The organism is Candidatus Villigracilis vicinus (genome assembly GCF_016702885.1).
Lineage (GTDB): Bacteria > Chloroflexota > Anaerolineae > Anaerolineales > Villigracilaceae > Villigracilis > Villigracilis vicinus.
This window is the reverse complement of sequence record NZ_JADJDD010000024.1, coordinates 1-20,659: the sequence shown is the minus strand read 5'-3', so window position 1 is coordinate 20,659 and position 20,659 is coordinate 1. Positions and strand designations below refer to the sequence as shown.

Genomic DNA, 20,659 nt, shown 5'->3' with positions numbered 1-20,659 from the left:
CGCAGGACGGTTTGGTAGAGTTCGTCCGCGCTCATATTACGCAGACCGAGCCAATCATAATTATTTGCGTACGGGCGCGGCACGGTAGTGATATGAAATGGCAATCACAGACGAGGTCTTGAGTCGTTCCAGTAATTGCGGAATTGCTCCGCGTAAATTTGCGCCATCATCGGTCAAGTAAATATCCACAGGCATTCCAGCAGGTTTCGTGCAAGGTGATGATGCGATCTAATACCATGAGCCGATTGTTCAGGATACGAGAAATCCTGCACGTTGATGGAGAAGATGGCGTAGTCATTGACGTTGACGGGCACGGCGTGTTGACGAGTGGATATTATCGCCTCCCTCCACGCCGACAGTTGCTTGTGCTTCAATTGGTTGTTGCTCCGTTGTTTGTATTGGTGCCATCCGCGCACAGCGGGAGATCTGATAATAAAGAGCAAAACCATTACGACTTTTCTAAACACAACATCTCCTTGATAAATTGAATACCTAATCCTACAGACGAAATGTTTAGCGCGGGTAATGCCGTTGTAAATAGTTTGTAAAATGAAGGATGTAAGCAGACGATTCTAAATACTTTCTAGGATTTCGCATTTTTGGATTGCAGACCACCAAGACAATTCACTTAAAGAACTGCTTCACTGAGAAGCTCACAAGTAGTTGAGAGAATAGAATCAAAAGCGCGGGAGAAAAACCCTGCGTTTTTTGATTCTACTTATATCGCTTCGTATTTCTTTAATCCATCATGCGCGATGAGCAGGCAGATTAGCACAAGCATGCAGAGCATAAACAAAATGCCAATATGCGCATCGGTGAGGTCAGGCAATTTTGCCAACTCCAACCCGAAAGGCGCTGCACTGAGCTTGTCAAAGTGTCAGAGTCTGATGCTTGCAGCGATGAGCCAACTGAATTTATCAGCGCGCGCCTATCATTGCATCCTGAATGCTTGCAAGCACAATTACAGATTTAGTCGGGGGGTGAAGAGATTCGGTCCTCACACTTGGCGGAGGCTTAGTTACGGTCTTCAAGTTATAATTTCACTATGAATACAAAATCTCACTAGGAAACCCTTCACCAAACCAAACCGCCTACAAAGGATGATGCCAGATGAAAAAATTTCTTTTCGTGATCAATGATGCCCCATATGGAGATGAGCGTCCCTATAATGCCATGCGTCATGCAATAAACCTGGTCAAACGCGATGAGGTGCAGGTAATGGTCTTCCTGGTTGCCGACGCGGTCTATTGTGCTCGCAAGGCGCAGAAAACACCAGATGGTTATTACAACATCGAGCGCATGGTCAAGTCACTCACGAAGCGCGGCAAGGTCGCTACCTGAGGCACGTGTTGTGAAGCCCGAGGTCTCGGGTTGGATGAATTAACAGAAGGTCGAGATGGGGAATATGGATTTACTAGGCGATTGGACGTTGGATGCAGATCAAGTGATTGTGTATTAATTGAAAATATGATGCGGGTAAAACATCTATTTCGCCACTGCCGATAAAGAACTCACTGCTCCTACCGTTGAATCAATAATCAAGCTCTTATAAACCTTCCCCATCTCAATCGGGGAAGGTTCCATATTATTTTCCAGCCACCACTCGATCAGTGATAATAAAGATGTGGCAATGTGATTCGATGCCATATTGATCGTTACCTGATTTCCCAGCCTTTCCAATGGCACACAGGATTTCTGGAAAATGGCGGATATATTACTCACAACCTTCTTGCGGATACGTGTCACGCTCTGGCTTTTGAGCAGGATATGGAAAAGATCAGCTTTTGCCCTATGTACTCGAAGATGAGTCGTCCCTCTGTTTCAAGAGCGGAGGTATCGGACTGTTTCGCCAGTGTCTCGATGTGGACCATCAACTCCGTCAGCCCTTCATCCAATACTTCCATCAGCAACTGATCGAGACTTTCATAATGCCTATAGAACGTAATGTAGGCTACCTCGGCACGTTCTGTGACCTCCTGATCGTGATGGAGGCAAAGTCCTTTTTCAGAATCAATGAAACTAGCGCGTCGCGCAACAATCGGCGTGTGCGTTTGACACGAGGGTCAATGTTTACGAGGGATGATTTTCTTGGCATGGTTATCCACTTTTGTTACAAAACTCAGCTTGATATAACTTAAGTTACATCAACTCTATATCCGTAATTGACTTACTCACGGGGCTGGCTACAATACAAACATTGTTACACATACTGTTACACAGTATAACAAAAGGAGCAATCATGAAAACGATAAAAACGCAGGAAGGGAAAACCTGCAAGCCTCAACGCATTCCGTCTAGCGCAAGATTGACTATTCCCCCAAATACAAAACCGCCTATGATGAGATCGCCAGCCAATACGAGAAAAGAACATGGTTCGACCAGCACATTCTCGGCGTGGCGCGGCTGAAAAAGAAGCTGCTTTCAAAAGCGAGCGGCAAAATTTTGGAAGTGGCGTGCGGCACAGGCTCGAATCTTCCCTTCTTCCCCGCTGGCAGTGAGGTCACGGCAGTCGACCTGAGTCCTAAAATGCTGAAAATTGCCCGCGAGAATGCAATCAAACACGGACTAAATGTAAACTTTGCAGTAATGGATGCCGAGCATCTTGAAATTCCTGATGGAAGTTTCGACACGGTAGTCTCGACCTTGTCTACTTTAGGCAATGCCATTATAAACATATGTCATTGCGAGGAGGGTGCTCTTCCCGACGAAGCAATCTCCTTGCCTTGAGGGGATTGCTTCGGGCAAAGAACAAGAGCGCCTTCGCAATGACATAAATAAGGAGTTATCACCATGACATCATCCTCCGAAAGACGCCACGACCTCGACTGGCTACGTGTGCTGGGCGTGTTATTACTCATCCCCTTTCACGTGGCGTTGATCTTTGTATTCGACCCATTTACCATCATGTACATCAGGGATCCGGTTAACAGCCACATCCTGGCTGAAATCACAGGATTCATCCATTTGTGGCATATGCCTATGCTGTTCATGATCTCTGGCGCGGCGACGTATTTTGCGCTCGGTGTCCGCTCGGTGGGAGAATATATCCGTGAACGATCTGTGCGGTTATTTCTTCCGCTCCTCTTTGGCATTCTGACGTATGTCCTGTTAACAATATACATCCAACATAGTGATGTACTTTCGCTACAGGAAGGTTACACTGGTTTCTTTCGCATTGACCTAAATCAACTGGATGGCATGAACGGAGCGTTCACGCCTGCGCATCTGTGGTTCATTCTGTTTTTGTTTGTCTTTTCGTTGGCTGGACTACCCATCTTCGTCTGGTTGCGGACAGAAAAAGGCAAAAGCGTAATCGAAAGATTTGGAATAGCGATGCAGACTCCCATGAGTCTGATCGTATTGGGGATCCCGTTAACGCTTGCCGCCGCGACGGGAATCCTTGGGGATATGAATCCGCTGTATTACTTCCTGATTTTCTTTTTCGGGTTTGTCTTTGCAAGCGACATGCGTTTTCAAAAATCCATTGATAAATTGACGTGGATTGCGCTGGCGTATGGCGTGGCTGAGACCGCGATCAACATCATTTTCCCGATCAGAAATTTTGCCCAATGGACGCCACAGTGGATGGCATTGGGTTTGATGTACCAAATGGGACGCTGGGCGTTGACGCTGGCAACGCTTGGGCTGGGACATCGCTTCTTGAATTTCACAAATCATATTCTGCGATACGCAAGTGAAGCGGCGATGCCGTTCTATTTATTGCACATGACATTCAGCGTGATAACAGGATATTTTGTAATTCAGCTCGACGCGCCGGTGACGGTGAAGTATCCGTTGATTGTTGTGTTCGCCACAGGTTTGACTTTGCTTGCTTATGAAGCAGTAAAGCGTTGGAATGTGAGCCGCGTATTTTTCGGGTTAAAGCCTGTAAAGTAAGGCGTAATTGCTTCACTCTTCCATGTCATCCTTGCGCTAGATCAAAGAAAAACAAAAAATTTCTGGGATAATCAGACAAAACGATCTGGAGAAAAAAAATGAAAAAAATATACTTCCTTGTATTGATTTTGGCTCTGGTTATCCCCGGAGTCGTCGCGCGTGCTGCTGGCGAATTTGACTACATTGTCATCAAAGGACCCGGCATTACAGGCGACATTAATGTGTCCAACCCCTTATTCACTGCGGATATCAATACTTTTGCCGATTTTTCAAAAGGCAGTATTGAACCGCCAACAGAGCCCGGGCAGGGCTATCAGATCGTGCGGATGCATGCCGATGGCAGCAAAGGCATTCCCTACGATCAATTGCATTACTATCCATACAATGGGTATGTATACTACGACGGTATTGTCAACGGCTTTTCTGAGGATGGCGGCAAATGGTATATCGCCAACCCCGAGATCGAAGAACCCTTCCGCGCCATTCTTGCTGAAGATGCGCGGCTGACATGGATTCCCTTTGCGGTGCTGGCTGTTCTGCTGATCGGTTTTTTTGTAGCGTATCAAATGAAACCCAAGCAAGCGAAGTAAACAAAAGAGCGCAGGGCTAAAACCCTGCGCTCTTTTGTTTAAGTGTCTATCGAACAATCACCATATCGCTCTTATCATCATAACTAAACACTACAACCTGCCCCACACTCAGGTCAAGTGTATCTGAATACACTACACGGTAATCATTTTCATCATCTTTCAAGCGCATTTCAATTTGATGTGAACCTGCCGGAATGGAAAGAAATTCAAGCGCCGAAATACGCCCATTGCCGCCAACACCTGAAGGTTGATACGTCTCTTCCAAAATCGTTTCACCATCCAGCACCACCACCACACTCACAGGGTAATGCTCGCCGCCAAAAATCTTTTCGGCATCCGCACCTTCGGGCAGGGTCATGCCTGGAGGGACTGCGGCAACAGAACTCTTGCCTTTCAAATCCAAAGCGATGCGAATGGCAGAGCCATCGGCAGAAGCCATGCCCGAAGGAATATCCAACGGGAGGGCAAGAGAAAATATACCAAACAGCAGAAGCATTCCGATCAAGGCGCTAACAATGGATGGAATCAGTTTGTTGCGTTCCTTCACAGGCGGCAAAACAGGCGCAGACTTTTTTGCTTGCGTTTCACTACGATGCAAATCATTTAGAAAATTCAAAACCGTTTTCGAATTCCCTGGCGTTGTCTCCAGCCAATGCACTTCCTTTGTGACCAATGCGTGGCGCGAATGCAATCTACTTAAAATCCAATGCGCGTCTTCACGATAGACCCCATCATCATACGGATGAGACAGCAAGACGACATCGCGCGCGCCTGCGGTGTGCAGGGATTTGATCCACTCGATATTGACCGCGCTGATGCTCGGCAATACCGCCGTGATGACGCGCGCCGCCTCTTCCCCGCCGACAGTTGCCACTGCAACAGGAGCCTTTCCCTTGCTGACGTTTAATTCCGCTGGCAAGCCGCCCAGCGCTTCGTCTCTGTGACTCGCAAACAAGACGGTCACAGGATTGCCATTCTGTTTTTCTTGCGATAATGCGCCTTTGACCGCACCGAATACCTGCTCGCCGTTATAACCGCCCTTCAAGTCAATTGCATCAGTAGGACATGCCCCCACGCAGATTCCACAGCCTGTGCACTGTGCGCTGTTGATGATCGCCAGTTTGTGATAACCCGAAGAATCATTGCGGTCATTCATGCGGATCGCATCGAATGGACATTCGGCATAGCAAATGTTACAGCCAGTACACTTTGGATCAGTAACCGCAGCAGGTCCGGGGTTAGGTCCAGAGGCGAGCCAGGGCAGCAGGAACAAACTCCCGCCGACGAGAATTGCCAGTCCCCAGAAAATCAGGTTGCCCCACAAGTCGATCAATGGCAAAAAGCCCAAATAGAAAGCGTCCATCGGCACGGATTGAATCAGTTGTGATAGATCGGCAGGCAACGCGGATTGAGCAGGTTTCAAGAGCGACAAGACCACCAGCCCTACCACAGCTTGAATACTAACCCAGCGCGGTGACCACCAGCGCTCACGCGAAAGCCTGAGGCTGTGAATGTAAATGCCGAGGAAACCGACGAGCGGAATGAAGACATGCAAAAAGATGATGATAACGAAATTGGAAAATGTGCGTGAGGCGAGATCAGTCGCAACATAAGTAAGCCCCGATGAGCCTGCCAAATATTCCATCATGTATTCGGTCATCCATTGCGCGCGTTGATCCCAAATGAGCCAGTAGCCCATGGTGCCCGTTAGCCAGACCATTGCGAGCATGATCCAGCCGCTCGTCCATGCCAGCCAGCGTTGACCCGAGAAACGGTCACTTATCAACATCTTGAGCATGTGCAAAACGATCAGCACGATCATGCCGTCGGAAGCGTAGCGGTGCATACTGCGCATGAGCGAACCGAACCAGGTAGAGTCAATTTTTTCAACGGTCTGATAGGCGACATCCAAGCCAGGACGGTAAATGAGGGTGATGTAAATGCCCGTGCCAATCAGCACAAGCAACATGAAAATCGTCAATGTGCCGAGATGATAAAACGGATTGAAATCCGATTTTGTAAAAAGATTGATAAAGCCTTCGAATTTTGCCCACAGTTTTTCGAAGGTGCGGAGGAGTTTACGTTGTGCGTACGGATTGTAATTTGTCATTGATTGAGTTTCCAGGTTCAAGGTTTCAGGTTGAAGGTTGGGTTTATTCGACCTTCATATTTTCTTCATCTAACAATGGGAATTTATTCATCTTCATGGCATTGGTCGTGACAAAGATACTGCTTGCCACCATTGCAAAGGCAGAGAAAACGGGTTGCAGCAATCCTGCCATTGCAAGCCCGACACCGAGCAGGTTGTAAATCACTGCCCAGCCTAAATTCTGTTTTACACGTTTCATCGATTCGCGTGATAAATCCACCAGCCACGGGATGACGCGCAGATCGTCGCGCACAAGCACAATGTCGGCGGCGGAACGGGCAACATCCGTTCCATGATTCATCGCAAGCCCGATGGTTGCAGCGGCGAGGGCAGGACCGTCATTAATGCCATCACCGACCATTGCGGAATTTTCGCTCAAGCGTTTCATCTTTTCATCAGGGCTAAGCGCGGCGCTGACAGGGATGCCCAACGCCTTTTGCCAACGCTCACCCGCGCTGGCTTCGTCGCCCGTCAACACGCCGAGTTCCAACCCGCGTGATTGCAATTGCCGAACCGTCTCTTGCGCTTCTGGGCGGACGGTTTCGCCGAGCGCGAGGATACCCGTCACTTGTCCATCCCAACCCGCATACACGACGATATGCCCCGCTTCTTTCCACGCCTCAGCCTGCTGACTGATATCCGTTGACATGCTCAACCCTTCGGCAGACAGGAGACGGGCAGAGCCAATGTGAATTGGAGATTGGTAATTGGTAACTGGTAATTGACCGACAATGCCGAGAGCTGGGAGGACTTTGAAGGATGCTGGTTTAATGAGTTCAATATTCTGAGTCTTGGCATACTCCACAATCGCCTTCGCCAGCGGATGTTCCGACTCGTTCTCAACCGAAGCGACCACTTCTAAAAATTCTTTCTTCTTTCCTCTTTCTTCTTTAATCTCCAACACCTTCATTGGCAACTGACTGAGCGTACCCGTTTTGTCGAAGAAGATTCGCTCCACTTTGGCAAGCCGTTCCAATGCGCCTGTGCTGCGTAATATGACGCCAGATTCAGCGGCGCGTTCAAGCGAAAGCCACAACGTCAACGGAGTGGCAAGCCCCAGCGCACATGGACACGCGATCAACAAAACAGATAATGCCACCAGCATACCCGTTTCAAGCCCAGCAATGGAATACCAGATCAGAAAGGCAATCGCCGCCAATGCCAACGCCAGCGGAGTCATCCACGCTGAGAGTTTATCCACCATTCTTTCGAGCGGAGAACGCGCCCACAACGCCTCATGCAGCAAACGCCCAATCTGCCCCGCCGTGGTGGATGTGCCAACCGCCGTTGCGATCACTTCAAAACTGCCGTCAAGGTTGACCGTTCCCGCTTGAATCTTATCGCCTTCGTGATGCGTCACAGGCTTGGGTTCGCCTGTCAATAACGATTCATCCACGTCACCTTCACCGATGGCGATGAGTCCATCCACAGGGAAGCGTTCACCTGGGCGAACCCGTACGCGCATACCAGGCTTTAGCTCTGCAACATTCACAACGCTATCTTGATTATTTGTAACCACCGTCGCTTGATCGGGAATTTGTTCAAGCAAACGCGAGACAGCCTTGTTGCTGGATTTGTGCGCCTGCATTTCCAGCCAACGTCCAATCGAAACAAGGAAGATGAGCATGGTGGCGGTGTCAAAATATAAACCGCCATGCCCTAAAATTAAATTGCGAACCGATAACCCAAACGCCGAGAATGTTCCGATCATGATCAGCGTGTGAATGTTTGGCTGCCCGCGCAGGAGGCTTGCAAACCCTGCGCGTAAAATCGGCAGCCCCAGCAGAATCAAAACAGGCAGGCTCGAAACCAACATCATGATCTGGAAGAAATGCACGAGCCACGCCGTCTCTGGGGTTGCCCAGCCCATTAACTCACGCACATAAATTCCGCCGCCCACGATCATGTCGTGCAAGACCATCACACCGCCGATCAACAAACGGGTGAAAAAAGATTCTTCTTCGTCACGGGGTTTTTCATCTGGAAGCGTGGCTTGATACCCAAGTGTGCGTACGCGCCTTTTTAGTGATTGTTGATTGGTGATTTTTGAGTCGAAGGTAATGTTAGCTTGTTGTTGGATAAAACTCACATCCGCACTAACCACGCCCTTTGTACGTTTGAGGTTTTCACTGACCAACCACGCGCAGGATGAACACCACATGCCGCCAAGTGTGAGGATGACTTCCCCGCTTCCTTCTGGAGCTTGAGCCTGTTTCTGCTCAACAGCTGGACTCTCCGCTAGAAGCACCGCCACCTCCCTGCACGATGGACAGCAAAAGACGTCCCCTTTGTCGCTCGATAGGGGATGCAGGGTGGTTAATCCACAAAGCGAACAGGTGGTGAGCGTTTTTGATTTGACAGGAGAAGCAGAGGCTAGATTCATATTTACAACTTGAAATTTACCAAAGCATGACCGAGCCCAGCATAAAGTGGTCAACGAGACCGAGGGAGGCGAATCCGCGCATGGCAAATTGAAAGCCGAAGAACATCATCACAAGAGAAGCAAGGCTTCGTGACCAGATGCGTGGAATGGATTTTGATGCAAGCCATTTAACGGCAAATAAACTTGGGAGTGTGGCAATGCCAAAGACAGTCATATTCAATGCGCCTTGAAACGCATTGGTGGAAGTGACCGCCGTAAGAAGCGCAGTCAGGACCAAACCGCAGGGGAGGAGTCCCCAAAGGAGTCCGAGCAGATATGAGGTCGAGAGTGAAGCGGATTTGAATCCGCGAATGGCTTTCCCCCAACGTTGAACCAATCCAGGAAATAATGATTCTGGCGAGGGAGTTAATCCAATAAATGCAGATGCCATATAAAATGCAAGGATCGCAAACAGAATGGAGAGCGCGGCTTGAAATCCGTCAAATGCCCAAAGGGTTTGACCAAATGCGCCGAAGATGAAACCGAGAACGGAATAGGTGCTGATGCGCCCCGCGTGCGCGAGAACCCAGGCGAGTTTATTTTGAAAGACCGGCTGGCGGTCGAAGAGGATGATGACTGCGCTGCACATGCCGACACAATGCCCAAGACTTCCGAGTAACCCGAGTAAAAAGGATGCTGTCATTTTGTTGAGTTGCCAGTCTTGGAAATTTGAACCTGCCCGAGGTGGCGAAGCCCCGGGCAGGTTTTCAAAGGAGAACGTCTTTCTAGCGGATGAACCAGGTACGACCCAGCAACCACCAGTTAGTGAAGTAATAAATGGCGAACCAGACAAGGAAGGCAAAGACGAGCACGAGCGCGCCTTTGGGTTGGTTTTGCTTGTCTTCCATTTGGTGATCGGTCAATTTTGTGGAATCGATGATCGGGTTGTGTGTGCCAGTGAGCAGCAAAAGATTAGAAGCTTCGAGGCGGGGTCCGGTGAGAATGGAGGTGAGCACGATGGTCACATACATGATGCCGCCAGTTACAGCCAGGAGCGCGCCAATACCGAAGACAGCCAATGAGATTTCAACGGTGCCGGGAACCACACCAGCGAAGGTGATATCCCAGTTGCGGCGGGCGACGCCTTGCAAACCGCTGACGATCATGCCCAGAGAGGTCAACAACATGCCAAAGCCGAAAATATACGGCTGCCATTTTGCCCAGCTCTTAAGTTTGAGTTCCTTGCGGAAGATGAGCGGAATCACGTAATAGGTGAAGCCCATGAAGGCAAGCGTTGTGCCGCTAACCACGGTCGCGTGGAAGTGACCCGGAAGACGCAAAGTGTTATGGACGAGCATATTGATCTGTTCAGTGCCGATGGTCACACCAGTCACGCCGCCGATCCAGCCAAAGAGGAACATGGAAAGAACCAATGAACTGAATCCCGGCTCACTCCAGGGCGCATTGCGAAGCCATCCAAACAAGCCTTTTCTGTAGCCTTTGGCTCGTAGGGCAATTTCCAATGCAGCAGGGATGGAGAAGGCGTGCATCATGGAACCCAGCACGGCGAGGTACATGGCGTAGGATGTATTGACGGCTTTCCAAGCGAAGGATAGACCGGGGTCAACCAACAGATGATGAGCCGAACCAAGATTGATGAAGAACAGATAGAGGATGAAGGCGAGGCGCGAGAACTTTTCGTTGACGGGGCGAATGCCGACGGTCATCTGTGCGAGCGCATACCAAATGGAGACCATTGCCGCAAGGTTGACTTGTTGCGCGGGATGTCCGAATCCCCAGAAGAAGTTGCGATAGATGCCCGGGTCATAGGTTTTGAGAATACCCAGTGACCAGAAGAAGGCTGGTACGATCGCTGCAGCGCCTTCAAGCAGGGTGTAGGTGGCGAGGATGGCAGCGGTCATGAGACCAAACACCACCAAGGGCAGCGAGCCTGAAAAGCGCCCTTCGCGTTTGGCGACCACAATGTTGATGAAGAATGTAATAACCGTGATTAATGCGCCGACGGCAAAGAGGATGTAACTCAGATAGAACAGCGGATGCGCCTTCATGGGAACATAGGCTGAGAACATGACGTTTGAATTCGGGTCGAACAACACCACGGCATTTGCCATCAAACCGCCGACGGTCATCATGATAAAGCCCGTCCAGGCGAGTTTTGGTGCAGCATGCCGTGCATTTAGTAGAATAGTCGAGCCGAAGTGCAGCCCCGCCATTTCAAAGAAAACGATCCACGCGATTAGCATGTCAATGCCATGCAAGGTGAGAAGGCGGTAGAACCAAACGGCAGGGAGTAAATGGATCGCCTGCCAGCGGGTGAGCGCGATCAACAACGCCGCAATGCCGCCGAGGGCAAGTGTCACCACAGCCATGACCGCATTGGCAATGATGAGGCGTTCGGTGTGCATATCCACTTTGAGCGTGGTTACGGGGCAGTCGCGATAATCGTCTTTCGCGCCCGCCGTCCAGGGAGTGGTAGGTGCAAGGGATGCCATATTTATTTCTCCTCGGTCACGAATACTTTGCCGACCATGGTGTGATGACCAACAAAGCAATATTCATTGCAAACAATTGTGAATTCGCCTGCACTGGTGGGAGTGATGGTTGCAACATAGTCATATCCAGGGATGACCTGAAGGTTGATGTTGACTGGCTGAAGGGAGAACCCGTGTTGCAAATCCAAGGAAGAGATATGCAGGCGGTATTCTTCTCCCTTTTCCAATTGCAGAATCGGGTACCATTGCCATGTGCTGGCGCGGATGTACACATCACTCCCGGGAGGGGCGGCAACAACAGGCAGCGTAACTCCGTTTACCGTATCTTCGCCGATGGTATATTGCTCCACAAAGGCATTGACCTTCTCTCCATAATCGGCAGGCGAAGTTCGATAGGTTTCGGTGGGCACATTTTGCTTGCCGTAGAGATACCAAAGCGGCATCATAATGGTCAGGAAGATGCACCAGACAAGCGCAACGGTGAGCCAACTTTTTCCATGCGACCCATGGGCTTCCACCAATTTTTTCAGGGGCTAACATAATTCATTCTCCAATTTTTTAATATGGCGCTAGGGGCACATTTAACAAATCGATAATTCCCCACACGTTGTAGATCAATGTGCTGATCAACAACGACAACACAAACAATAGCCAGATGTTGTCGAATATCTTTTGACCGGGGTGTTGAGGTTCTTCCTTTTCTTTGTCGGACATGGCGATTCTCCTCAAAAAGATAGATGCAAAAGTTTTAGGCTTTCATCGTTCATATTAATTAATTGCTACGATTAGCGTATTGGTTATACGTAATATTTGGAATGAAAAAGAGTGATTTATAAATCACTTTTTTTCAAAAAGAACTAATTCTTTTTTATTACAACAGCCCTTTGCTTTGCGCCAGTTTGGCAGCCTCTCTACGGGAGTTGACCCTAAGCTTGGAGAGGATATTGCGAATGTGAGTCTTGACTGTGTTCAGGCTTACCGTTAATTTTTCAGCCACATCCCTGTCAGACGCACCTTTGGCAACCAGGGACAACACTTCCAATTCACGTTCAGTCAACGCGTTATCTTCATTTGGAAGGTCATCGCCACTTTTTTGATTGAAACTCATGCGCCTAAACTCGGCAAGAACCCGCCCCGCCAGCGACGGTGTGATGGCGGCTTCGCCGTTCAAAGCACTGTGCAGCATTTCCACCATCTTATGTGAACGAATATCTTTTAACAAATATCCCTGCGCCCCGCTTTTTAGGGCTTCGAATAATTTTTCATCATCATCGCGAACGGTCAGCACCACAATGGTCGTATCAGGAAGAAGCTGCTTGATCTGGCGCGTCGCTTCCAGCCCATCCATAGTTGACATTTGAACATCCATCAGGATCAGGTCTGGCTTTAGTTCCTGCGCTTTGATCACCGCTTCAAGCCCGTCGTTCGCATTGCCTACAACCTCCATATCAGGCTGAGATCCAATAATGACTGCCAAACCTTCACGAAACAAAGCGTGATCGTCCACCAGCATAACGCGTATTTTCTTCATCTGAATTTTATTCCTTATTGCTCAAAGGGAACGATAGAATAATTTGTGTCCCCATTCCAGGCATGGATTTGACTTCAAGTTGTCCGTTAATTTGCAGAGCTCTTGCCTTCATGATCTGCAAACCAAAATGTCCATTTGGGCTGGGCTGGGAAGAGTCAAACCCTTTTCCGTTGTCGGCAATCAGCAACTCATAAACATGATCTTTTTTAGTAAATTGCACAATGATTTGGGTTGGGTGAGCATGAGAAATCGCGTTGGTTAACGCTTCACGTACTATATGAATAACTTGTTCATTTACCAGAGGCGGACAATTGCATGGGGATGCGGTTTCACATCGCCACGCAATCATGGCGTTATGTTGGGCAGAAAGCTCCTTTGCCACACCCTGCAATTGATCACAAAGGTCAGAGTTGATCGGGTTTTCATCCATCAGCCGATTAATGGCTTTGCGTACATTTCCTGTGGCTTTTTCGATGGTCTCGCGAGTCAAATGCAATCTTTCCAAGGCTGCCTGATTCTTTCCATTGGAGAGCAATTCAACCACCTGATCGGTCATCAACCCTAAATAGCTAAAAGTCTGCCCCAGCCCATCGTGCATGTCTGCCGCAATACGACGGCGCTCCTCAAGTGTGGCAATTCGCTCTGCCTGTTCATACAAACGGGCGTTTTCAAGGGCAATTGCGGCTGTATTTGCAAGTTTCGTGAGCAGATCGGTGGATTCACCGCCAAATCTTTGTGTGCTGGTACTACCTACGCATAATGCACCAATGATCTGATCATTGCTTCGTAAAGGAGCTGCCATATGACTGCTGCGATATTTATCAGACAGGATCGAGCAGCCTTCACGGCAGGTATCAATACCGCAAAGCACAGCTTTGTTACTGTTAAGAATAGAGTCTGTCAGATCATGTTTTTTTATGACGGTTGTGTCATCAACTGCTGCATCTGCATTTCCGCTAAATGTTTGGAGTTTAAGCAAAGGCTGATTCGCATCCAACAAACACAAGAATGAAACATCCCCATTCAAAAGCTCGCTGGTTTTATTCGTCACCGAACTTAACACCTGCTGAATATCAAGGCGTGAAGTGATTTCCTGGGTGACAACATTGAGTGCTTCTAATTCCCGTGTCCGCTGAGAAACCCGTTTCTCCAGCGTATCGTTCAGGTCAATCAAATCCTGCTGGGCAGATTTCAACCCGAGACGCATCCCATCAAATGATTGAGATAACCTCTGCATTTCTTCTGGTCCCTGCACCTGTACGGGCGTTTCAAGATCATTCCCGCCCAAATTTTCAGCCGCCACTCCCAACTCAGACAACGGTTTCAATACAGACCGGCGTGTCACCCATGCCCCACTGGCGAGCAATACCAAAGCAAAGAATAAAAACCCCAATTGAATGTTGCGTAAAATACTCAGCTTCGCAGTTGAGTCTGCCTCATATAACTGCACAACCACATCCGCTTGTTGAGCAAGAATAGCAGATAGGGTTTCAATCTCTTCAATGGCGGATGAGTTACCAAACTTATTCGCCGATGTCTCGTCAACCGCATCAATCGCCGTGCGGAATTCCACCCAACTTTGGCGCACATCTTGTAATGCTTCCAATATCTCAGGGTTATTTGTTTTAGGGATCAAAACATAATTATCTGGTAAGTAGAGGGTTGACCCGCCATGCTCAAGTGCCGTAAGTGTCTGCTCAAACGTATTCTCCGCATCCACCAGCATTTCACTCGCCGCCCCATTTCCCTGCTCTCCAACCGCAAGCCGCACCATCAATTGAACCAACATCCGCTGCCGACCGGCAAGGTTGATGATCAGTGCATCATTTTGCTGAGTCTTTACGCCCCAAAACGTTGCGCCTACTGAAGTAAGCACAAGCAGAACAAATGCAAAAAACAAGGCGCTTAATCTGCCTTGAAGACTCTTCAACATATATTACCTTTTTGGTGTAGCACTATCTTGAAATTATACCCCTCAGGCATGATGCATCGTCAATCCTAAAAATAGCACAAAAACACGGTGTAGAATAACCCCATGAAAGCATTTCCCAACCGTCACGCTATGCCATTTCTCATCCTTGCCATCCTTGGTTTGCTCGCCGCACTATGGGCAGGGCTCATGCGCCTCGGCTGGCAGTTGCCTGCGCTCACCCCATCGCTTGCCATGTTACATGGTCCCGTAATGATCTCTGGATTTTTAGGCACTCTCATCACATTGGAACGTGCCGTTGCGATGAAACAAAAGTGGATGTACCTGCCCCCGCTTCTTTCTGGACTGGGCTGGCTGATTGCCACCATTTTTCCAAATCTACCCTTTGGCGTGATCCTCCTAACGCTCGCCAGCCTCGGTGGAGTTGCCATTCTGGGAGAGATCGTCCGCCGTGAATTTGCATTGCATACTGTAACCATGTTCCTCGGCGCGATTGCGTGGCTCATAGGGAATCTCTTATGGACGTTTGGCTGGCAAATCTATCAAGTCGTCTTTTTCTGGATGGCATTTCTCGTGCTGACCATTGCGGGCGAAAGACTTGAGCTAAGCCGCGTTCTGCGTCCTACACAAATGCAGCAGATTCTCTTCGGCGGCATCATTGCAATTTTTATGGCTGGCATCATCCTCGCCTTGTTCAACCTTCAGCTCGGCACACGCCTTAGTGGGCTGGGCTTGCTTTTTATCCCGCTTTGGTCGCTGCGTAATGATATTGCCTGGCGCAATGTTCGGCATAAACTTCCGCTCACACGCTACATTGCCTGGTGCCTCGCGTTGGGCTTTCTCTGGCTCGGCATCAGCGGCGGATTAAGCCTGGGTTTTGGCGCACAGGTTGCGGGTCCAAGATACGATGCGGTTCTTCATGCCGTTTTTGTCGGCTTCGTCATCTCCATGATCTTCGGTCACGCCCCCATCATCTTCCCCGCCATTCTTGGTGTACCCATTGACTTTAAGCCCGCTTTTTATATTCATCTTGGGTTATTGCACGGCTCGCTTGCTGTTCGCGTCATTGCGAATTATGCCAACCTGCATACATTGCGCATGTGGAGTGGGCTGCTGAATGAAATTGCCATCCTCGTTTTTATTGGCATGACGGTTCACTCTCTTCTACAAAGCAGAAACACAGAATTAAAAACACCATGAACATATCTTTGAACGATCTCCGCAAGATCAGTGTCTTTCAACATGCAACAGACGCTGATTTGGATTTGATCTTAAAAAACAGCATCGTACGTTCCATTGAAGAAGGAGAATATTTCTTTCTTCAAGGCGACGAAGCCAAATACCTGTACGTGTTGGTCACTGGGCAGGTCAAACTGATGCAATCAAATCCCAATGGGCAGCAGGTCAATTTACGGACGATCTATCCGTGGCAGATGTTCCGGGGCATTGGGCGCTACGCGTGGGAAGACGCAATTTATCCTGCAATGGCTCAAACACTTGAATGCAGTACAGCGATTGCCATTCCCAGCCACTTCCTGCGCACCATGATGGAAACCCGCTCATACCTGTCTTTTGATCTAATGAACTTAATGACCACTTATATTCAAGAGTTGCAGACTAGATATCGGGAAATTGCCACAAATCGAGTCGAACAGCGAATCGCTAATGCATTAATTCGTCTTGCGCAACAGTCTGGAATTCGTTCAGGCAAAGATGCAGGAATTGAGTTATTTTTTCTCGAAAAGATGTTTCGGAAATGACTGGGGCAACTGTCTTCTCGGTCAGCCGCTTGATCAGTGAATGGGAACGAAAGAGCATTATCAAAGCAGGCAGGGAACGTATTCAAATTTTGGATCCGCACGCCCTTATGCAAATCGCGGAGGGACATAAAGAATAAGTGACATTATGAAACAAATAACTAACTAGGCGTAAATTGCGTTATCGCAATGAAAAGATGGGAAATAAATTATTGTACGCTTCGATGAATGAGGCGCTAAACATTCACGAAGATACTGTGGCAAACACTTTAAGCAAGGCTCCCCAAACGCTTGTTGTTTTTAATCAATTCAAAACAGCATGTGTGGGCTGCCATTTCGCGCGATTTTGCACGCTTGCTTATGTTGTTGCGTCATATCAACTCGATGAAAAAGACTTCTTGAATGCACTGTCCTTAAGCCTCAAACAAAAACAACCTTCCGAACGAGGAGAATGATATGAAAAGAACGTCTCGTATGTTGAGCCTTGCCCTGCTGCTCCTAGGGTTAATGGCTCTGGTTTGGGCGTGCGCGCCCGCTGAAGAACCCATCGCTGTTGAAACAGTGGAACTCGAACCGCAAGCTATTGTAGACGCCGTAACCAAAGGTGGATGCAGCGCCTGTCATGCCATCCCCGGCATCCCGGGCGCTGTTGGCGTAATTGGTCCTGACCTTGCAAGTATTTCCACCGTCGCCGCAGAACACATTGCGGATGGCAGCTACACCGGCAAGGCTAAGACTGCCGAGGAATTTATCCTCGAATCGATCACCAACCCGGAAGCCTATCTTTCGCAGCACTGCCCGGCTGGAATGTGCCAACCCGGTCTGATGCCCGCCACGCTAAAAGATACGCTCACCAGTGAAGAGATTAACCTGATTGTTGGCTACCTTGCGACCCTGCCGGGTGGTGGATCGATCATGGCAGATGCAAATGTTGCGGTGGATACATCCAACGCCGATGTCTCCCTATCCGAAGAAGATTTTGCATGGGCAAAACAAACCTTCTTTGATCGTTGCGCGGGCTGTCATGGGACGCTGCGAAAGGCGCGACGGGTCCTGCCCTCACCCCCGACCTGACTCTTGCAAAAGGAACCGTTGCCCTCTCCTCGATCATTTTCAATGGCACCCTCAAAGGTATGCCCGACTGGGGCAAACAGGGCTTCTTCACGCAGGAACAAACCGACATCATGGCAAAGTACCTGCAGAACGAACCGCCCACCCCGCCTGAAATGTCGATGGAACAAATGAAAGCAACATGGAAGGTTTTCATTGCTCCCGAAGACCGCCCCACCGAACCGCAAACCACACGCAATTGGCAGAATTACTTCTCAGTCACACTGCGAGATGCTGGTCAGGTAGCGATCATTGACGGCGATACCTATGAAATCGTCGCCAAAGTGGATACTGGTTATGCAGTTCACATCTCGCGCATGTCCGCTACCGGACGCTATGTCTACGTGATTGGACGTGATGGCAAGCTTGCGCTTGTCGATCTTTGGATGGAAATCCCTGAAAAAGTTGCTGAAGTACAAACTTGTTACGATGCTCGTTCGGTTGAAGTCAGTAAATATGAAGGCGAATTCGGCGATTTCCACCGATAAATATGCCATCGTCGGCTGTTACTGGCCTTCCCATTTCACCATTCTCGATGGGCAAACCCTCGAACCGATGAAAATTACCAGCGTGCGCGGCTACACCGCTGGCACCAACACCTATGTGGGTGATCCGCGTGGCTGCCATCCTCGCCTCTGAGTTCAAGCCCGAATGGATCGTCAATGTCAAAGAGACCGGGCAGGTCTGGCTGATTAATTATCAAGACCCGATGAACCTGACCATCAAGATGATCAACTCTGCCTTGTACTCTGCATGATGGCGGCTGGGACTCCGCAACGTTACTTCCTGGTAGCAGCCAATCAGTCCAACAAGATTGTGGTGGTGGATGCGCTTGAAGGTGATCTCGAAGCAATGGTGGACACACCGGAAGTTCCCCATCCCGGACGCGGCGCCAACTGGATCGACCCTGAATTTGGTCCCGTTTGGAGCACGCCACACCTCAGCGCCCCAACTCTCATCGCCATTGGCACTGATCCTGAAGGAAACCCCGACAGCGCCTGGAAGGTTGTCCGCAATATTGAACTTCCCGGCGCTGGCAGTCTCTTCATCAAGACACATCCCAATAGCAAATGGGTTTGGGTAGACTTTGTGTTGAACTCAGATGAAAAACTTCAACGAACAGTTTGTGTCATTGCCAAGGAAAACCCCACTGAAGTTTATAAATGTTGGGAGGCTGCTGATTATGGGCGCGCTGTCCACTTTGAATACAACATGGATGGCACCGAAGTCTGGGTCAGTATTTGGGGCTCTGCCGATCAGCCAGGCAAGACAGGCGAAATCGTCATCTATAACGATGAAACCCTCGAAGAAATTGCCCATATCAAAGACCTTATTACCCCTACCGGTGTTCAATGTGTACAACACCATCCATGAAATCTACTAAAAGCTAAGTGAATCAGTTTAAGCCTGTCGACATGAAGTCGGCAGGCTTTTTTATAAAGCAGAGATCAATATAAACATGTATGATAGAGTAATATCAAAATGATAATAAAGATAGTTCATAGCCGAGGACTCTGATGCAAAACGATATCCTTCTCAAACGCCTGCAAGACTTTGAATTCCTGCGCGGGCTGGACCATGAAACCATCAGAGCTCCTGCGTATAGTGCGATGTGGAAAGTCTTTCCGCCCCGCGCGGTCGTATTTTGGGAGGGCGACAGAGATCCAATCTGTACTACTTGGAATATGGTTCTTTGAAAGCCTTGGGAACTGCAGTTTTGATGGGCGAGAACAGGTGTTACGCTTTTTGGATGCGGGTGAGATTTTCAATGAGATCGGCGTGCTGGCAAAACGTCCCAACCCAGTGACGGCAGTGGCATTGGAAGAGCCTGTGATTGGTTCATCCCACGCCACGCGTTGGAAGAGGTGGTGATGAAATATCCGCAGAGGCGTGCGACTATTGGAAACATGGCAGATAAGATTACCAGCCCGACTACACTTGCGGCGGATCTATTGTTAAAGACTGTTGAGGCACGCTTTGCCGAACCTGTTATTGGATTCAACTGAGGGGACGTGATTGAACGCCGCCGCTGGACAATCAGACGGAGCTGGCGGCGCAATTTGGGAACTGTGCCTGATGTAGACTTAGCCGTGTCATTCGTGAGTTGACGAAGGCGGGACCGATCTTGAGATGGACAAGCAACACATCCGTATTCTGAACCGCGCAGGCTGGCGGAGCGAGCCATGCTTCAGGAAGATTAATGCTTGGGTTGAAACCCGACACTACATGAGATAGCACCTCAGACAAAAGTACATTGCATATTATTTCTTATCAATCAATCTTAAGAACACTTCTACAACGCTTGGATCAAAATGTGAACCTGCCTTTAAGTGGATATATTCAGTGCTTTATTTTTGCCCACAGGGCGATATGTGGCGGTCACTGGTCAGCGCATCAAAGACATCACCACGGCAAATAGTCGTGCAGCCAGCGGAATTTCCTCCTCTTTTAGCCCAAGTGTGGCAGCCAGTACCATCCCATTTTCGTGATGACAATACGGAATATCCAACGCGGGTAGTAAATATGCAATTTGGAGACAGCATTTCATAAGCAAGTTGAGGATACAGCCGCATCATTACCCACTCATCATCGCTTAGTTCTCCTGCTTTTCGAAGAATATTATCGGGTATGTACCCTTAATACTTTTCCAATATCATGGAGTAAATGCACCATGCTTTATATGTTTCGAATTTTCGGACATGGCTATTATCGAAAGCTTGGAGCCAATTGAAGAGTTAGGTTGGTAACGCGCAAGGTATGTTCTTCTGTTTCTTTGTCGCGCAAATCGGAGTGCGCGAGACCAGCCTTCGATAGTTGTAT

28 protein-coding genes are annotated in these 20,659 nt (G+C 48.9%); 14 read left to right on the top strand and 14 right to left on the bottom strand.

The window, feature by feature from the left end; translation table 11 throughout:
• Window positions 1-60: 60 nt before the first annotated feature.
• Both IPG80_RS15760 and IPG80_RS15755 read right to left on the bottom strand, forming a co-directional pair.
• Window positions 61-189: a hypothetical protein gene (locus tag IPG80_RS15760; RefSeq protein WP_345108611.1), complete on the bottom strand. Its 129-nt coding sequence runs from the start codon at window positions 187-189 to the stop codon at window positions 61-63.
• Window positions 174-467, bottom strand: coding sequence for a hypothetical protein (locus tag IPG80_RS15755; RefSeq protein ID WP_345108609.1), 294 nt, complete (start codon window positions 465-467; stop codon window positions 174-176). Before IPG80_RS15755 ends, IPG80_RS15760 begins: the two co-directional genes overlap by 16 nt.
• A gap of 643 nt (window positions 468-1,110) precedes the next feature.
• Between IPG80_RS15755 and IPG80_RS15750 the strand changes: the two genes are divergently transcribed.
• Window positions 1,111-1,341, top strand: coding sequence for a DsrE family protein (locus IPG80_RS15750; RefSeq protein WP_345108606.1), 231 nt, complete (start codon window positions 1,111-1,113; stop codon window positions 1,339-1,341).
• A 144-nt stretch (window positions 1,342-1,485) separates the two neighbouring features.
• On the opposite strand, the gene IPG80_RS15745 is transcribed toward IPG80_RS15750, so the two are convergent.
• Window positions 1,486-1,746, bottom strand: a complete 261-nt coding sequence (locus IPG80_RS15745) for a TetR-like C-terminal domain-containing protein (protein ID WP_345108603.1) — start codon at window positions 1,744-1,746, stop codon at window positions 1,486-1,488.
• Window positions 1,743-1,904, bottom strand: coding sequence for a hypothetical protein (locus IPG80_RS15740; RefSeq protein ID WP_345108600.1), 162 nt, complete (start codon window positions 1,902-1,904; stop codon window positions 1,743-1,745). Before IPG80_RS15740 ends, IPG80_RS15745 begins: the two co-directional genes overlap by 4 nt.
• A gap of 400 nt (window positions 1,905-2,304) precedes the next feature.
• Here IPG80_RS15740 and IPG80_RS15735 point away from each other — a divergent pair, with 400 nt between their 5' ends.
• The 3 genes from IPG80_RS15735 (at window position 2,305) to IPG80_RS15725 (ending at window position 4,487) form a co-directional block, all read left to right on the top strand.
• Window positions 2,305-2,727 carry a class I SAM-dependent methyltransferase gene (locus IPG80_RS15735; protein WP_345108617.1) on the top strand — a complete coding sequence of 141 codons (423 nt, stop codon included), beginning with the start codon at window positions 2,305-2,307 and terminating at the stop codon, window positions 2,725-2,727.
• 63 nt (window positions 2,728-2,790) lie between these two features.
• On the top strand, window positions 2,791-3,897 hold the full coding sequence (locus tag IPG80_RS15730; RefSeq protein WP_345108598.1) for an acyltransferase family protein: 1,107 nt from the start codon (window positions 2,791-2,793) through the stop codon (window positions 3,895-3,897).
• 98 nt (window positions 3,898-3,995) lie between these two features.
• Window positions 3,996-4,487: a hypothetical protein gene (locus IPG80_RS15725; RefSeq protein ID WP_345108596.1), complete on the top strand. Its 492-nt coding sequence runs from the start codon at window positions 3,996-3,998 to the stop codon at window positions 4,485-4,487.
• Between the two features lie 46 nt (window positions 4,488-4,533).
• Here IPG80_RS15725 and IPG80_RS15720 read toward each other — a convergent pair whose 3' ends face one another.
• The 8 genes from IPG80_RS15720 to IPG80_RS15685 form a co-directional block, all read right to left on the bottom strand.
• Window positions 4,534-6,597, bottom strand: a complete 2,064-nt coding sequence (locus IPG80_RS15720; RefSeq protein ID WP_345108593.1) for a 4Fe-4S dicluster domain-containing protein — start codon at window positions 6,595-6,597, stop codon at window positions 4,534-4,536.
• Between the two features lie 43 nt (window positions 6,598-6,640).
• Window positions 6,641-8,884, bottom strand: a complete 2,244-nt coding sequence (locus tag IPG80_RS15715) for a cation-translocating P-type ATPase (protein WP_345108591.1) — start codon at window positions 8,882-8,884, stop codon at window positions 6,641-6,643.
• A 151-nt stretch (window positions 8,885-9,035) separates the two neighbouring features.
• Entirely contained in the window at window positions 9,036-9,701 is a 666-nt protein-coding gene (locus IPG80_RS15710; protein WP_345108589.1) for a sulfite exporter TauE/SafE family protein, read from the bottom strand.
• Between the two features lie 82 nt (window positions 9,702-9,783).
• Window positions 9,784-11,511, bottom strand: a complete 1,728-nt coding sequence (locus IPG80_RS15705) for a cbb3-type cytochrome c oxidase subunit I (RefSeq protein ID WP_345108586.1) — start codon at window positions 11,509-11,511, stop codon at window positions 9,784-9,786.
• 2 nt (window positions 11,512-11,513) lie between these two features.
• A complete protein-coding gene (locus IPG80_RS15700) occupies window positions 11,514-12,029 on the bottom strand; it encodes a cytochrome C oxidase subunit II (protein ID WP_345108614.1) in 516 nt (171 codons plus the stop codon).
• Window positions 12,030-12,069: 40 nt separating this feature from the next.
• Window positions 12,070-12,225 carry a hypothetical protein gene (locus IPG80_RS15695; protein WP_345108583.1) on the bottom strand — a complete coding sequence of 52 codons (156 nt, stop codon included), beginning with the start codon at window positions 12,223-12,225 and terminating at the stop codon, window positions 12,070-12,072.
• A gap of 157 nt (window positions 12,226-12,382) precedes the next feature.
• Window positions 12,383-13,042 carry a response regulator transcription factor gene (locus tag IPG80_RS15690; RefSeq protein ID WP_345108581.1) on the bottom strand — a complete coding sequence of 220 codons (660 nt, stop codon included), beginning with the start codon at window positions 13,040-13,042 and terminating at the stop codon, window positions 12,383-12,385.
• A gap of 7 nt (window positions 13,043-13,049) precedes the next feature.
• Complete coding sequence (locus IPG80_RS15685; protein ID WP_345108578.1) at window positions 13,050-14,975, bottom strand: ATP-binding protein; 1,926 nt, start codon at window positions 14,973-14,975, stop codon at window positions 13,050-13,052.
• 102 nt (window positions 14,976-15,077) lie between these two features.
• Here IPG80_RS15685 and IPG80_RS15680 point away from each other — a divergent pair, with 102 nt between their 5' ends.
• The 10 genes from IPG80_RS15680 to IPG80_RS15635 all read left to right on the top strand — a co-directional run bounded on the left by IPG80_RS15680 (window position 15,078) and on the right by IPG80_RS15635 (window position 19,711).
• Window positions 15,078-16,172: a hypothetical protein gene (locus IPG80_RS15680; protein WP_345108575.1), complete on the top strand. Its 1,095-nt coding sequence runs from the start codon at window positions 15,078-15,080 to the stop codon at window positions 16,170-16,172.
• Entirely contained in the window at window positions 16,169-16,732 is a 564-nt protein-coding gene (locus tag IPG80_RS15675) for a Crp/Fnr family transcriptional regulator (RefSeq protein WP_345108572.1), read from the top strand. Before IPG80_RS15680 ends, IPG80_RS15675 begins: the two co-directional genes overlap by 4 nt.
• Window positions 16,729-16,869 (top strand): helix-turn-helix domain-containing protein, encoded by a 141-nt coding sequence (locus IPG80_RS15670; protein WP_345108570.1) that lies wholly within the window; start codon window positions 16,729-16,731, stop codon window positions 16,867-16,869. Before IPG80_RS15675 ends, IPG80_RS15670 begins: the two co-directional genes overlap by 4 nt.
• Window positions 16,870-16,926: 57 nt before the next feature.
• Window positions 16,927-17,184, top strand: a complete 258-nt coding sequence (locus IPG80_RS15665) for a hypothetical protein (RefSeq protein WP_345108567.1) — start codon at window positions 16,927-16,929, stop codon at window positions 17,182-17,184.
• Between the two features lies 1 nt (window position 17,185).
• Window positions 17,186-17,803, top strand: a complete 618-nt coding sequence (locus IPG80_RS15660; protein WP_345108564.1) for a hypothetical protein — start codon at window positions 17,186-17,188, stop codon at window positions 17,801-17,803.
• Window positions 17,740-18,327 carry a cytochrome D1 domain-containing protein gene (locus IPG80_RS15655; RefSeq protein ID WP_345108561.1) on the top strand — a complete coding sequence of 196 codons (588 nt, stop codon included), beginning with the start codon at window positions 17,740-17,742 and terminating at the stop codon, window positions 18,325-18,327. The genes IPG80_RS15660 and IPG80_RS15655 overlap by 64 nt, the downstream gene beginning before the upstream one ends.
• Window positions 18,296-18,478, top strand: a complete 183-nt coding sequence (locus IPG80_RS15650) for a cytochrome D1 domain-containing protein (RefSeq protein WP_345108558.1) — start codon at window positions 18,296-18,298, stop codon at window positions 18,476-18,478. The genes IPG80_RS15655 and IPG80_RS15650 overlap by 32 nt, the downstream gene beginning before the upstream one ends.
• A complete protein-coding gene (locus IPG80_RS15645; RefSeq protein ID WP_345108555.1) occupies window positions 18,456-18,596 on the top strand; it encodes a cytochrome D1 domain-containing protein in 141 nt (46 codons plus the stop codon). Before IPG80_RS15650 ends, IPG80_RS15645 begins: the two co-directional genes overlap by 23 nt.
• Window positions 18,593-19,213: a cytochrome D1 domain-containing protein gene (locus IPG80_RS15640; protein WP_345108552.1), complete on the top strand. Its 621-nt coding sequence runs from the start codon at window positions 18,593-18,595 to the stop codon at window positions 19,211-19,213. The genes IPG80_RS15645 and IPG80_RS15640 overlap by 4 nt, the downstream gene beginning before the upstream one ends.
• Before the next feature lie 204 nt (window positions 19,214-19,417).
• On the top strand, window positions 19,418-19,711 hold the full coding sequence (locus tag IPG80_RS15635; protein ID WP_345108549.1) for a cyclic nucleotide-binding domain-containing protein: 294 nt from the start codon (window positions 19,418-19,420) through the stop codon (window positions 19,709-19,711).
• 165 nt (window positions 19,712-19,876) lie between these two features.
• On the opposite strand, the gene IPG80_RS15630 is transcribed toward IPG80_RS15635, so the two are convergent.
• Together IPG80_RS15630 and IPG80_RS15625 are read right to left on the bottom strand one after the other, a co-directional pair.
• Window positions 19,877-20,086: a hypothetical protein gene (locus tag IPG80_RS15630; RefSeq protein ID WP_345108546.1), complete on the bottom strand. Its 210-nt coding sequence runs from the start codon at window positions 20,084-20,086 to the stop codon at window positions 19,877-19,879.
• Window positions 20,087-20,225: 139 nt separating this feature from the next.
• Window positions 20,226-20,387, bottom strand: coding sequence for a hypothetical protein (locus tag IPG80_RS15625; protein WP_345108543.1), 162 nt, complete (start codon window positions 20,385-20,387; stop codon window positions 20,226-20,228).
• Window positions 20,388-20,659: the final 272 nt, after the last annotated feature.

Coding starts and splice junctions, on each gene's coding strand:
- IPG80_RS15750 (WP_345108606.1), top strand. CDS start 1,111: ATGAAAAAATTTCTTTTCGTGATCAATGATGCCCCATATGGAGATGAG.
- IPG80_RS15740 (WP_345108600.1), bottom strand. CDS start 1,904: ATGGAAGTATTGGATGAAGGGCTGACGGAGTTGATGGTCCACATCGAG.
- IPG80_RS15730 (WP_345108598.1), top strand. CDS start 2,791: ATGACATCATCCTCCGAAAGACGCCACGACCTCGACTGGCTACGTGTG.
- IPG80_RS15725 (WP_345108596.1), top strand. CDS start 3,996: ATGAAAAAAATATACTTCCTTGTATTGATTTTGGCTCTGGTTATCCCC.
- IPG80_RS15720 (WP_345108593.1), bottom strand. CDS start 6,597: ATGACAAATTACAATCCGTACGCACAACGTAAACTCCTCCGCACCTTC.
- IPG80_RS15710 (WP_345108589.1), bottom strand. CDS start 9,701: ATGACAGCATCCTTTTTACTCGGGTTACTCGGAAGTCTTGGGCATTGT.
- IPG80_RS15705 (WP_345108586.1), bottom strand. CDS start 11,511: ATGGCATCCCTTGCACCTACCACTCCCTGGACGGCGGGCGCGAAAGAC.
- IPG80_RS15695 (WP_345108583.1), bottom strand. CDS start 12,225: ATGTCCGACAAAGAAAAGGAAGAACCTCAACACCCCGGTCAAAAGATA.
- IPG80_RS15690 (WP_345108581.1), bottom strand. CDS start 13,042: ATGAAGAAAATACGCGTTATGCTGGTGGACGATCACGCTTTGTTTCGT.
- IPG80_RS15685 (WP_345108578.1), bottom strand. CDS start 14,975: ATGTTGAAGAGTCTTCAAGGCAGATTAAGCGCCTTGTTTTTTGCATTT.
- IPG80_RS15680 (WP_345108575.1), top strand. CDS start 15,078: ATGAAAGCATTTCCCAACCGTCACGCTATGCCATTTCTCATCCTTGCC.
- IPG80_RS15675 (WP_345108572.1), top strand. CDS start 16,169: ATGAACATATCTTTGAACGATCTCCGCAAGATCAGTGTCTTTCAACAT.
- IPG80_RS15670 (WP_345108570.1), top strand. CDS start 16,729: ATGACTGGGGCAACTGTCTTCTCGGTCAGCCGCTTGATCAGTGAATGG.
- IPG80_RS15665 (WP_345108567.1), top strand. CDS start 16,927: ATGGGAAATAAATTATTGTACGCTTCGATGAATGAGGCGCTAAACATT.
- IPG80_RS15660 (WP_345108564.1), top strand. CDS start 17,186: ATGAAAAGAACGTCTCGTATGTTGAGCCTTGCCCTGCTGCTCCTAGGG.
- IPG80_RS15650 (WP_345108558.1), top strand. CDS start 18,296: ATGAAGGCGAATTCGGCGATTTCCACCGATAAATATGCCATCGTCGGC.
- IPG80_RS15640 (WP_345108552.1), top strand. CDS start 18,593: ATGATGGCGGCTGGGACTCCGCAACGTTACTTCCTGGTAGCAGCCAAT.
- IPG80_RS15635 (WP_345108549.1), top strand. CDS start 19,418: ATGAAACCATCAGAGCTCCTGCGTATAGTGCGATGTGGAAAGTCTTTC.
- IPG80_RS15625 (WP_345108543.1), bottom strand. CDS start 20,387: ATGAAATGCTGTCTCCAAATTGCATATTTACTACCCGCGTTGGATATT.